Source organism: Pseudomonas sp. ABFPK (genome assembly GCF_001586765.1).
In the GTDB taxonomy this organism is placed as follows: Bacteria; Pseudomonadota; Gammaproteobacteria; order Pseudomonadales; family Pseudomonadaceae; genus Aquipseudomonas; species Aquipseudomonas asiatica.
The window spans coordinates 1-12,294 of the sequence record NZ_LQXW01000005.1; the positions used below are offsets into that span (position 1 = coordinate 1).

A 12,294-nucleotide genomic window follows, 5' to 3' on the forward strand; every position below is an offset into this window, starting at 1 on the left:
TCGAAGCCAAAAGCCAAGACCGACAGCTTCGGGCTTTGCTTCGCAAAGCCCGAAAGCTGGGATATCAATTGGTGGCAGCCTAAGGTGCTTAAAAAACAGCGGGTTGCATTTTGTTTGATGAGAGCGGCCTTGTGTCGCGATAGGGGCGCAAAGCGCCCCCGGCACTCTCAAAGCTGTTGAAGAATTTGTTGCTAAAACCCCTGTGCGGCGCCAAAACCCGGCGAACGCGCTACACTGCGCGTCCCTGCGCCCATATCACCGGGCGCGAAGCCACAGATTCCGGGGGCAGCATGTCGGGTTCCATCCTCTATATCCATGGCTTCAACAGCTCGCCACTTTCGACCAAGGCGCGCCAACTCGAGGCCGTGATGCAGCAACTGGGCCTGTCGGCCCGACTGCGGGTGCCCGCCTTGCACCACCACCCACGGCAGGCCATCGCCCAGCTCGAAGCGGCCATCGCCGAACTGGGCGCACCATTGTTGGTAGGTAGTTCGCTCGGCGGCTACTATGCCACCTATCTGGCCGAGCGCCACGGCCTCAAGGCCTTGCTGGTGAACCCGGCGGTAACACCGCACAAGCATTTCGACGGCTACCTGGGCACCCAGCACAATCACTACACCGGTGAAGCGTGGGAGCTGACCCACGATCATGTGCAGGCCCTGGCCGAGCTTGAGGTACCAGCCCCGGTGGATGCCAGCCGCTATCAAGTGTGGCTGCAGACCGCCGATGAAACCCTGGACTATCGCCATGCCGAGCGCTATTACCGTGCTTGTGCCCTGCGCATCCAGGCCGGTGGCGACCATAGCTTCCAGGGCTTCGCCGAGCGCCTGCCGGCACTGCTGGCCTTCGCCGGCATTGCCCGTGGGCAGTACGCAGCGCTCGATTTTTCTGTATTTTGACTTTTTTGCATTCACCAGACTGACGACGAGACCCTATGGCCACTCCCAGCGCTAGCGCCTATAACGCAGACGCCATCGAAGTCCTCTCGGGCCTTGACCCGGTCCGCAAGCGGCCGGGCATGTACACCGATACCAGCCGCCCCAACCACCTGGCCCAGGAAGTCATCGACAACAGTGTCGACGAAGCCCTGGCCGGTCACGCCCGTTCGGTGCAGGTCATTCTCCATGCCGACCACTCGCTGGAAGTCAGCGATGATGGCCGCGGCATGCCGGTGGACATCCACCCGGAAGAGGGCGTGTCCGGGGTCGAGCTGATCCTCACCAAGCTGCACGCCGGCGGCAAGTTCTCCAACAAGAACTATCAGTTCTCCGGTGGCCTTCACGGCGTGGGCATCTCTGTGGTCAACGCCCTGTCGACCCAGGTGCGCGTGCGCGTAAAACGTGACGGCAACGAATACCAGATGACTTTCGCCGATGGCTTCAAGGCCAGCGAGCTGGAATTGGTCGGCACGGTTGGCAAGCGCAATACCGGCACCAGCGTGTACTTCAGCCCCGACCCCAAGTACTTCGATTCGCCGAAATTCTCCATCAGCCGCCTCAAGCATGTGCTCAAGGCCAAGGCCGTGCTGTGCCCGGGCCTGCTGGTCAGCTTCGAGGACAAGGCCAGCGGCGAGAAAGTCGAATGGCACTACGAGGACGGCCTGCGCTCCTACCTGGTCGACTCGGTAAACGAGTTCCAGCGCCTGCCCGACGAGCCGTTCTGCGGCAGCCTGGCCGGTAACAAGGAGGCGGTGGACTGGGCCTTGCTGTGGCTGCCCGAAGGCGGCGACAGCATCCAGGAAAGCTACGTCAACCTGATCCCTACCGCCCAGGGCGGCACCCATGTCAACGGCCTGCGCCAGGGCCTGCTGGATGCCATGCGTGAATTCTGCGAGTTCCGCAACCTGCTGCCGCGCGGCGTGAAGCTGGCGCCGGAAGACGTCTGGGAGCGCATCACCTTCGTGCTGTCGATGAAGATGCAGGACCCGCAGTTCTCCGGGCAGACCAAGGAGCGCCTGTCGTCGCGCGAGGCGGCTGCCTTCGTTTCCGGCGTGGTCAAGGACGCGTTCAGCCTGTGGCTCAACGCCCACCCCGAGCTGGGCATGCAACTGGCGGAGCTGGCCATCAGCAACGCCGGGCGCCGCCTGAAGGCCAGCAAGAAGGTCGAGCGCAAGCGCATAACCCAGGGCCCGGCACTTCCCGGCAAACTGGCCGATTGCGCCGGCCAGGACCCGATGCGCGCCGAACTGTTCCTGGTCGAGGGTGACTCGGCCGGTGGCTCGGCCAAGCAGGCTCGCGACAAGGAATTCCAGGCGATCCTGCCGCTGCGTGGCAAGATCCTCAACACTTGGGAAGTGGATGGTGGCGAAGTACTGGCCAGCCAGGAAGTGCACAACATCGCCGTGGCCATTGGCGTCGACCCGGGGGCCACCGACCTTGCGCAGCTGCGCTACGGCAAGATCTGCATCCTCGCCGACGCCGACTCCGACGGCCTGCACATCGCCACGCTGCTGTGCGCACTGTTTGTCCAGCACTTCCGCGCCCTGGTCGAGGCCGGGCATGTGTACGTGGCCATGCCGCCGCTGTACCGCATCGACCTGGGCAAGGAAATCTACTACGCCCTCGACGAGGCCGAGCGTGACGGTATCCTCGATCGTCTGGTTGCCGAGAAGAAGCGCGGCAAGCCACAGGTCACCCGCTTCAAGGGCCTGGGCGAGATGAACCCGCCACAGCTGCGCGAGACCACCATGGACCCGAATACCCGGCGCCTGGTGCAACTGACCCTGGACGACGTGCAGGCCACCTGCGAGCTGATGGACAAGCTGCTGGCCAAGAAGCGCGCGGGCGACCGCAAGAGCTGGCTGGAAACCAAGGGCAACCTGGCCGAGGTCATGGTTTGATTCGGCGGCTTCTGGCTGCCTGCCTGGCGCTGGTTGCCCTGCCGAGCCTGGCGGGCAACTGGCCAGAGTTGAAGCTGAGCGCCGAGCACCCGATCGAAGGCATGCGCGGTGGCAACCTGTCTGGCCTGGTGGAATGCCGGGGCGGGCTGTGGGGCGTATCCGACCGCGACGACGACCGCATCTACCGCTTCGACCAGCAAAACCCGACCTGGCGCGCGCAGCCGCTCACCTTCATCCCGCCAGCGGTGCCGGAAAGTGGCCTGCCGTGGGGCCTGAAGTCGCGCAACTGGGCGGCGTCGTATATTCGTGGTGGCGAGCTGGATTTCGAAGGCATCAGCTGTGACCAGGCGGGCAACCTGTACCTGGTCAGCGAAGCTCATGCCGCTGTGCTGCAACTGCCGCTGGAAGGCGAGGCGGACTGGTTGAAGATCGACCCGGCCATGGTTCGTCAGGCCCGGGCCAGCGGCATGCTGCTGAACTTCAACGCCTTGTTCGAAGGCCTGGCGATCAACCCGGCGGGTGACCGCCTGTGGCTGGCCGCCGAGCGCGAGCGCCGTGGCCTGGTGGCCATCGAGCGCCAGCAGTCGGTGTGGACCTGCGGCCGCAGCTGCGTGTTGCTGAGCGAGGCCGGGGTCGAAATGCAACCGGCACAGATGCCCAATGCCCAGGCACTGTCGCGCGACTTCTCCGACCTGGCCTGGTTCGAAGGCAAGCTGTTCACTCTCGAACGCAATGCCTACCGCGTCTGTCGTCGGGATACCGACAGCGGCATGGTCGAGCGCTGCTGGTCGTTCGCTGCCGATGCCTTGGTCGAGTCGCGTCGCTACCAGCAGCCGTTCGGTCTGGCCGAGGCCCTGGTGATCGATGCCAAGGGCGCCTGGATAGGCGTGGACAACAACAACGGCGCCCGCGCCGATGGCGAAGCACGCCCGATCGTCTGGCGCTTCGATGCGCCGGAAGGCGGATGGAGCGCCAAGCCATGAGCCAGGCACCGGGCAAGCGGGCTGGCAAGGTATTGATGATCGTCGCCTGGGCGGCGGCGCTGTTCCTTGCCACGCGTTTTTTCGGCCAATGGGAAGACAGCCAGCGCAACCCCAATGCCCAGGTGCAGTCGTCGCATGGCGAAGGCTTTATCGAGGTGCGCCTGCTGGGCAACGGCCAGGGCCACTTCGTGATGGATGGCGCAATCAACGGCCAGGTGGTGCATTTCATGCTCGACACAGGTGCTACCGACGTGGCCATCCCCGAGGCGCTGGGCCGCGAGCTGGGCCTGGAGCGTGGCAGCCCGGTGCAGCTCAGTACCGCCAACGGCCGTACCGAAGGCTACCGCACGCGCCTGACCAGCCTGCAGCTGGGGGATATCCGCCTGCAGGACGTGCGCGCCATCGTGGTGCCGGGCCTGGACGGGCAGACCGTATTGCTGGGCATGAGTGCCCTGAAACAACTTGAATTTACCCAGCGCGGCGGCACCATGCTGCTGCGCCAGAACCTGAAATGACGAGGCCCGCATGAGCGACTCACTGGAACTCAGCCTGGATGGCGTAGAACGCCGCTCGCTGGCTGACTTCACCGAACAGGCCTACCTCAACTACTCCATGTACGTGATCATGGACCGCGCCTTGCCGCACATCGGCGATGGCCTGAAGCCGGTGCAGCGACGCATCGTCTACGCCATGAGCGAGTTGGGGCTCGATGCCGATGCCAAGCACAAGAAGTCGGCGCGTACCGTCGGTGACGTACTCGGCAAGTTCCACCCCCACGGCGACTCGGCCTGCTACGAAGCCATGGTGCTGATGGCCCAGCCGTTCAGCTACCGCTATACCCTGGTCGACGGCCAGGGCAACTGGGGTGCGCCAGACGATCCGAAGTCGTTCGCCGCCATGCGTTATACCGAAGCGCGTCTTTCGCGCTACGCCGAAGTGCTGCTCAGCGAAGTCGGCCAGGGCACCGTGGACTGGGTGCCCAACTTCGACGGCACCCTGCAGGAGCCGGCCGTGCTGCCTGCGCGCCTGCCCAACATCCTGCTCAACGGCACCACTGGTATCGCCGTTGGCATGGCCACTGACGTACCGCCGCACAACCTGCGTGAAGTGGCCACGGCCTGTGTGCGCCTGCTCGACGAGCCCAAGGCCACCATCGAGCAGCTGTGCGAGCACATCCAGGGGCCGGACTACCCGACCGAGGCCGAGATCGTCACGCCGCGGGCAGAAATCCTCAAGATGTACGAAAGCGGTCGCGGCTCCATCCGTATGCGCGCCGTCTACCGCGTCGAGGATGGCGACATCGTCGTCACCGCGCTGCCGCACCAGGTCTCCGGGGCCAAGGTGCTGGAGCAGATCGCTGCGCAGATGCAGGCCAAGAAGCTACCTATGGTCGCCGACCTGCGTGACGAGTCGGACCACGAGAACCCGTGCCGCATCGTCATCATCCCGCGCTCCAACCGTGTGGATACCGATGAGCTGATGCAGCACCTGTTTGCCACGACCGACCTGGAGAGCAGCTACCGGGTCAACGTCAACATCATCGGCCTGGACGGCCGGCCACAGCTGAAGAACCTGCGAGCGCTGCTGCTGGAATGGCTGGAGTTCCGTACCGCTACCGTCCGTCGCCGCCTGCAGCACCGCCTGGACAAGGTGGAGAAGCGCCTGCACCTGTTGGAAGGCTTGCTGACCGCGTTCCTCAACCTGGATGAAGTTATCCACATCATCCGTACCGAAGACCAGCCCAAGCAGGCCCTGATCGCCCGTTTCGACCTGACCGAAATCCAGGCCGACTACATTCTCGAGACCCGCCTGCGGCAGCTGGCACGCCTGGAAGAGATGAAGATCCGCGGCGAGCAGGATGAATTGCTGAAGGAGCAGGCCAAGCTGCTCGCCCTGCTGGGCAGCGATGCCAAGCTGCGCAAGCTGGTACGCAGCGAGCTGATCAAGGATGCTGAAACCTATGGCGACGACCGCCGCTCGCCGATCGTCGAGCGTGCCGAGGCCAAGGCGCTGTCGGAAAACGAGCTGATGCCGACCGAGCCGGTTACCGTTGTGCTGTCGGAGAAGGGCTGGGTGCGCTGCGCCAAGGGCCACGACATTGATGCCACCGGCCTGTCGTACAAGGCCGGCGATGGCTTCAAGGCCGCAGCCGCCGGGCGCTCCAACCAATTTGCCGTGCTTATCGACTCCACTGGCCGCAGCTACTCGCTGGCCGCTCACAGCCTGCCGTCGGCGCGTGGTCAGGGCGAACCGCTGACCGGCCGCCTGACGCCCCCACCGGGGGCCACCTTCGAGTGCGTTCTGTTGCCGGACGACGATGCGCTGTACGTGGTGGCTTCGGACGCCGGCTATGGCTTCGTGGTCAAGGGTGAAGACCTGCAGGCCAAGAACAAGGCCGGCAAGGGCTTGCTCAGCCTGCCCAACGGTGCCAAGGTCATGACCCCGCGGCCGGTGGCCAACCGCGAGCAGGACTGGCTGGCGGCGGTTACCACCGAAGGCCGTCTGCTGGTATTCAAGGTCAGCGACCTCCCTCAGTTGGGCAAAGGCAAGGGCAACAAGATTATCGGGGTGCCGGGCGACCGGGTGGCGAGCCGTGAAGAATTTGTTACCGATCTGGCCGTGATTGCAGATGGCGCGACGCTTGTATTGCAAGCCGGCAAGCGTACCCTATCTCTGAAAGCGGACGACCTGGAGCATTACAAGGGCGAGCGCGGACGGCGCGGCAGCAAGCTGCCACGCGGGTTCCAGCGGGTCGATGGGTTGCAGGTGGAAGTGCCGGCGTAACCGGTTGAAATGTCTGGAACGGCAATTTCAGCGTCGTTCCGGGCAGAAATGCTGGAGTCGGACGGTTATTTCGCGGATGATATGGCCCTTGCGGTGCCGGCGTGGCCGTGTGCCCGTTTGAATTTATGTGTATCACTGCGGTTGGCCTTTTGGCGACCGCCTGGATGGGATGATGAAATTTCTGCGCCTTCCATTTGCGCTGTTGATGACTGGCCTGCTGGGCCTTGGCGGGTGCACCATGCACCAGCCGGTTGCCCTGTACCAGCTCGACAGTGGTGATCCTGGCCAGCCTTCGCAGAGTGCGGGCATGGCCGTGGTGCTCGGCCCGGTATCGGTTGCCGATTACCTGCAACGTGAGACGTTCCTGCAGCGTCAGGCCGATGGCAGCCTGAGTTCGGCGACCGACGGTCGTTGGGCCGGCAGCCTTTCGTCGGATATCGACCAGCTGCTGGTGCGCCAGCTCGCCTGGCGCCTGGACAGCCAGCGCGTGGTGCTGGCCCCGGCGGCTGCCGGGTTCAACCCGGATGTACAAGTGCTGCTGTCGATCACTCGCCTGGACTCGGGCAAGGACCAGCCGGCCGTCCTGGATGCCCAGTGGCGCCTGTTGGACCGCCGTGGCCATGTGCGTGACAACCGCATCGTTCACCTCGAACAGCCACACGCGGGCAGCGAGGCGTCGCAGGTGCAGGCCCAGGGCCAGTTGCTTCAGAAACTGGCCGAACAGCTGAGCACAGCGGTCAAGCCTCTGGCTAACCAGCCGGCGATTGCCGAAGAGTCGCCTAAAAAATCGGCTGCTCCGGTGCAGGTGAAGAAGACGCCTGAGAAATCCAAGATCCCGATGGCTGCGCCGATTCGAACCGATATGGAAGTCTACCGGTTCTGATCTAACTGCCAGATACGAAAAAGCCCGCATCATTGCGGGCTTTTTCGTATCTGCAGTTTTTGTACTGTATGTGCTGGTCTCTTCGCGGGTGAGCCCGCTCCCACAGGTTGGTGCAGGCCCTGTGGGAGCGGGTTTACCCGCGAAGAAGCCAGCCCGGTATCAGGCCCGGCGTTCGTGCATCCGCGCCAACTGCCGCTCCAGCATCGACGGGTAGGGCTCCATCAGGCGCTCCACGCAGCAGGCGCCCTCAGGGCTGGCAATCGGGCGAATGCGGGCGCGCTGGCGAATCAGCGTGTCATCGCTGATCTGCCGTTCTACCAGCAACAAGTTGCGACTGTGCTGCGACAGTGCCAGAGCGTCCTGGGCCTTTTCGGCCATCAGCAGGTCTACCAGCTCCAGCCCTTGCAGGTCGTTACCCAGGGCAAGGCCCAGCTGCAGCTGCAGGGTAATGCCGCTGTCCGCTACCTCGATCTGCAGGGCATGGCCCAAGGCGCGCAACAGCTCGCCGCAGCAGATGGCGTTGGTCAGGTAGTCCTCGCCGCAGTCGCGGCTGTGGAACAGCACCAGGGTGCTGCCGTCGTTGAGCGTGTGAGTTTCACCGTCGTAGAGTGAGGCGGCATGTTCCAGGCAATCGCGGTAGCGCTCGGTCAGTTCGGTCAGGCGCGTGCGCGGCAGGCGACGCAGCTGCTCCTGCGAGCCCAGTTGCACGGCAAGCACGGCGCTGTACTGCGGCTCGTCGGATTCGACCACGGCGGCCTTGGGCGCGCTTTCGTCGTCCAGCAGGCCGGCGAAGGCTTCATCGTCATCCTCGTCCGCCTGGGCGGCAAGCTTGGCGCGCGGTGCGACCTTGGCTGCCGGGGCAGCGTCGTGCAGGTCGTCGAACTGCTCGTCTTCTTCTTCTTCGGGCTCCGGCTCAGGTGGCGGCGGCGGGGCCAGGCGCGCGTGCAGCTGGCGGGCGATGTCGCCGATCTCGTCCTGGCGGTCGGTGGCCGGGGTATAGGGTTGCGGGTCGCGCAGCCACACCCGCAGCTGCAGCAACGGCAGGGTGATGAAGCGGCCCTGGCGCAGGCTCAGGGTCAGCGCCAACACCAGCAGGATGGCGGCAAGGATGCCCATGCTCTGCAGACTGATCAGCATCGGCTGCTGGAACTGGCTCATGTCCAGGCTGATGCGCAGTTGCCCGGCGGTCACGTCCTGGAAGGTGATCTTGGTCTGGTACAGGCCTTCGGCCTCGCCCAGCAGGCTGTTGCGCGGGCGCTGGCCGGCTTCCGCGAGGATGCGGTTGTCCACGCTGTAGATCGCCGCATGGGCCACCAGTGGGTTTTTCACCAGGTTGCCGAGCAGAACGTTGAGGCTGAGGATGTCGTTGGCCACCAGCAACTCGGTCGCCGAGGTGGCGGTCTGGGTGGTCAGGCTCTGGCCCAGGGCATCGGCCTGCTCGTGCATGGCCTGCTTGAACTGCAGGCCCATCACGCAGGCGTAGATCACCAACGCCAGCGCCACCAGGAAAATGTTGGTGCAGGCGATGCGTAGTGCCAGCGGCACGCGACGTTGACTCAGGGCGCGATAGATCATCAGGAAGAAGTTGTCTGCTTTGACGGGCGTGGGCCGGTTCACTGAGCTCGGCTCTTAATGGCATGAAAGTGTGGGGCAGTATAGCGAGCCGGGTTTTGTCGGCAAAGTATCGTTGGCGCCCGACGGTCACGGAAAATCGGTAGAATGCGCATTTTTCATCGAAGTCGGAGCCAGGTTGTGCGCGAAATCGTCCTGATCAACATCACCGGTGAGGACCGTCCCGGTCTCACTGCGGCTATCACCGGCGTCCTGCTGCAGGGCGGTGTGAGCATCCTCGACATTGGCCTGGCAGTCATGCACGGTACCTTGTCGTTCGGCATCCTGGTCGATATCCCGGACAACGAAGTGGCCACCTCCCTGCTGCAGAGCGTGCAGGCCAAGGCCCACGAGCTGAACCTGCAGGCCCGCTACACGCCGATTTCCGAGGCGGACTACCAGCACTGGGCCGATGGCCAGGGCGAGGCGCGCCACATCGTCACCTTGCTCAGCCGCAAGATTACTCCAGAGCAACTGCAGCGGGTGAGTGCGGTGATCAGCCGGTACGGCCTGACCATCGAGCGCATCGAGCGCCTGTCGGCCCGTGTGGCGCTGGATGCCGAGACCGACAAGGGCAAGGCGGCCATCGAGATCTCTGTGCGCGGCGTGCCGAGCGATGCCGAGGCTCTGCGTGCCGACTTCTTCGCCCTGGCCGAAGAGCTGAGCATCGACATTGCCTTCCAGAAGGACGACCTGTTCCGCCGCAACCGTCGCCTGGCGGTCTTCGACATGGACTCGACGCTGATCGAAGCCGAGGTCATCGACGAACTGGCAAAGGCCGCTGGCGTGGGTGAGCAGGTTGCCGCCATCACCGAGCGCGCCATGCGCGGCGAGCTGGACTTCCGCGCCAGCTTCAAGGAGCGCATGGCGCTGCTCAAGGGCCTGGATGTGGGCGTGTTGGATGAGATCGGGGCGTCGCTGCGTCTGACTGAAGGTGCCGAGAACCTGTTTGCCGAGCTCAAGCGCCTGGGTTACAAGACCGCGATCCTGTCCGGTGGCTTCACTTACTTTGCCCGCCAGGTGCAGGCGCGCCTGGGCATCGACTATGTGTTCGCCAACGAGCTGGAAGTGGTCGATGGCAAGGTGACCGGCGTGGCTGTGGAGCCGATCGTCGATGCCCAGCGCAAGGCCGAGCTGCTGCAGAAGCTGGCCAGCGAAGAAGGCTTGCAGCTGGAGCAGACCATTGCCGTTGGTGACGGTGCCAACGACCTGCCGATGTTGTCGCTGGCCGGCCTGGGCGTGGCGTTCCGCGCCAAGCCGCTGGTGCGCCAGTCGGCCAAGCAGGCGATTTCTACCCTGGGGCTGGATGGGGTGTTGTATCTGCTGGGCCTGCGTGACCGCGACGCGCGCGGCTGATCTGCAAATTTGGGGCTGCTTCGCAGCCCTTTCGCGACACAAGGCCGCTCCTACAGGGAATCGCATATCTCCTGTGGGAGCGGCCTTGTGTCGCGAAAGGGCCGCAAAGCGGACCCAGGTTCCATCAGGCAATCAAGCCTGCACAGGCGCCGCCAACTGCTGGCCCATGCGCACCGCGGAACCAGCCCCCAGGTTCTCCGCCCACTTCACCTGCTCCGGCCCGAACAGCACGATAGCAGTCGACCCCAGCTTGAAGCGGCCTAGTTCGGCACCTTTCTCCAAGTGGATCGGCGCGCGGCTGGCTTCGTCGTAGCGGAAGGTCTTCAGTTCACGCTTGGGTGGCGTCACCAGCCCGGCCCACACGGTTTCGATCGAAGCGACGATCATCGCGCCCACCAGCACCACGGCCATCGGCCCGCGCTCGGTATCGAACAGACAGACCACGCGCTCGTTGCGGGCGAACAGCTCGGGGACGTTCTCTGCGGTGGTCTGGTTGACCGAGAACAGGCGGCCCGGCACGTAGACCATTTCACGCAGGGTACCGGCCAGCGGCATGTGCACGCGGTGGTAGTCCTTGGGCGACAGGTAGATGGTGGCGAACTCGCCGCCCATGAACGGCGCGGCCATGGCCGGGTCACCGCCCAGCAGCTCCTGCGCGCTGAAACCGTGGCCCTTGGCCTGGAAGATGCGGCCGTGCTCGATCGGGCCAAGCTGGCTGACGGCACCGTCGGCCGGGCAAAGGATGGCGCCCGGAGTCTCGTCCAGCGGGCGGGCACCCGGCTTCAGGGCGCGGGTGAAGAATGCATTGAAGTGCTCGTAGGCGCTCAGGTCCTCGACCAGCGCTTCGCTCATGTTGACCTGGTAACGCTTGGCGAACCAGGCGGTGAAGGCATTCTTGAACCAGCGCACGCGGCACTCGGCTATGCAGCCGGCCAGCCGCGACAGCAAGTGGTGCGGCAGCAGGTACTGGCTGATGATGAACAAACGGGATTTCATGCAGGTTCCTTAGACTTCTACAGGCGTGTCCGGGTGGTTGCCCCATTCGCTCCACGAGCCGGCGTAGGCCTTGACCCGTGGATAGCCGAGGGCCTTGGCCACCAGGTAGGTGAAACCGGAGCGACGGTGGGATTGGCAGTGGGTAATGACTTCCTTGTCAGGAGTGATGCCCAGTTTCTGCAGAACTTCGGCGATGTCCGTGCGTATGCGCAGGTGGTCATTGAGGTCCATGCCGGACGTCCACTCGAAGTTGATCGCGCCGGGAATGTGGCCGCCCCTGGCTGCCAGTACTTTCTCGCCGCGGAATTCCTGCGGGCCACGAGCATCCCAGATGACCAGATCTTCCGCGCCCAGGCGGCTTTGCAGGTACTCTCGGGTGGCTGTGGGTGCCGTGTCGATGCGCAGCTGCACGGGGGAATTAGCTCTGGCGGGCGCTTCGGTGGAGAGCTTGTCGGCCGGCCAAGCCTGGATGCCGCCGTTCAGGTAGTGATAGCGCTTGTGCCCGATCACATCGAGCAGCCAGATGAAGCGCCCGGCCCAGCCGCCACCTTCATCGTCGTACACCACATACACCGCATCCTCGCGGTGGCCGAGTTCACTGAACAGCTTCTCCAGATCGGCCTGGGCCGGCAGCAAGCCGGGCGCAGGCGGCTGGCCGAGCTGAGTACGCTTGCCTTCGACAAAGCGTGCGCCGGGGATATGCCCGCTGACATAGCGGTTGGCGCTGCTCAGGTCGACCAGGATCAGCTGTGGCGAATCCAGGCGCGGCAGCAGGTCCGCGGCTTCGATCACCAGGGGCAGGCCGGAAAAGTCAGTCATCCACGGTCTCCAGTGTGGAAAGA

The 12,294-nt window shown here is 64.4% G+C and carries 11 protein-coding genes; 8 read left to right on the plus strand and 3 right to left on the minus strand.

Annotated features, from left to right (window positions below; translation table 11 throughout):
- The 7 genes from WM94_RS30605 to WM94_RS04820 form a co-directional block, all read left to right on the plus strand.
- A partial coding sequence (locus tag WM94_RS30605; RefSeq protein WP_218188719.1) for a hypothetical protein occupies nucleotides 1-180 on the plus strand: 180 nt, incomplete at its 5' end.
- A 110-nt stretch (nucleotides 181-290) separates the two neighbouring features.
- A complete protein-coding gene (locus WM94_RS04795; protein WP_061550595.1) occupies nucleotides 291-899 on the plus strand; it encodes a YqiA/YcfP family alpha/beta fold hydrolase in 609 nt (202 codons plus the stop codon).
- Nucleotides 900-934: 35 nt separating this feature from the next.
- Nucleotides 935-2,839, plus strand: coding sequence for a DNA topoisomerase IV subunit B (parE, locus tag WM94_RS04800; protein ID WP_061550596.1), 1,905 nt, complete (start codon nucleotides 935-937; stop codon nucleotides 2,837-2,839).
- Complete coding sequence (locus WM94_RS04805) at nucleotides 2,836-3,822, plus strand: esterase-like activity of phytase family protein (RefSeq protein WP_061550597.1); 987 nt, start codon at nucleotides 2,836-2,838, stop codon at nucleotides 3,820-3,822. The genes parE and WM94_RS04805 overlap by 4 nt, the downstream gene beginning before the upstream one ends.
- Nucleotides 3,819-4,337, plus strand: coding sequence for a TIGR02281 family clan AA aspartic protease (locus WM94_RS04810; RefSeq protein ID WP_061550657.1), 519 nt, complete (start codon nucleotides 3,819-3,821; stop codon nucleotides 4,335-4,337). The genes WM94_RS04805 and WM94_RS04810 overlap by 4 nt, the downstream gene beginning before the upstream one ends.
- A gap of 10 nt (nucleotides 4,338-4,347) precedes the next feature.
- Entirely contained in the window at nucleotides 4,348-6,606 is a 2,259-nt protein-coding gene (parC, locus tag WM94_RS04815; RefSeq protein ID WP_061550598.1) for a DNA topoisomerase IV subunit A, read from the plus strand.
- A gap of 172 nt (nucleotides 6,607-6,778) precedes the next feature.
- Complete coding sequence (locus WM94_RS04820; RefSeq protein WP_031324184.1) at nucleotides 6,779-7,489, plus strand: membrane integrity-associated transporter subunit PqiC; 711 nt, start codon at nucleotides 6,779-6,781, stop codon at nucleotides 7,487-7,489.
- 159 nt (nucleotides 7,490-7,648) lie between these two features.
- Here WM94_RS04820 and WM94_RS04825 read toward each other — a convergent pair whose 3' ends face one another.
- Nucleotides 7,649-9,106, minus strand: a complete 1,458-nt coding sequence (locus WM94_RS04825; RefSeq protein ID WP_003258142.1) for an AhpA/YtjB family protein — start codon at nucleotides 9,104-9,106, stop codon at nucleotides 7,649-7,651.
- Between the two features lie 135 nt (nucleotides 9,107-9,241).
- Between WM94_RS04825 and serB the strand changes: the two genes are divergently transcribed.
- Entirely contained in the window at nucleotides 9,242-10,456 is a 1,215-nt protein-coding gene (serB, locus tag WM94_RS04830; RefSeq protein WP_015272016.1) for a phosphoserine phosphatase SerB, read from the plus strand.
- Nucleotides 10,457-10,588: 132 nt separating this feature from the next.
- On the opposite strand, the gene asd is transcribed toward serB, so the two are convergent.
- Together asd and WM94_RS04840 are read right to left on the minus strand one after the other, a co-directional pair.
- On the minus strand, nucleotides 10,589-11,452 hold the full coding sequence (gene asd, locus WM94_RS04835) for an archaetidylserine decarboxylase (protein WP_013974449.1): 864 nt from the start codon (nucleotides 11,450-11,452) through the stop codon (nucleotides 10,589-10,591).
- A 9-nt stretch (nucleotides 11,453-11,461) separates the two neighbouring features.
- Nucleotides 11,462-12,271, minus strand: coding sequence for a rhodanese-like domain-containing protein (locus WM94_RS04840; protein WP_061550599.1), 810 nt, complete (start codon nucleotides 12,269-12,271; stop codon nucleotides 11,462-11,464).
- Nucleotides 12,272-12,294: the final 23 nt, after the last annotated feature.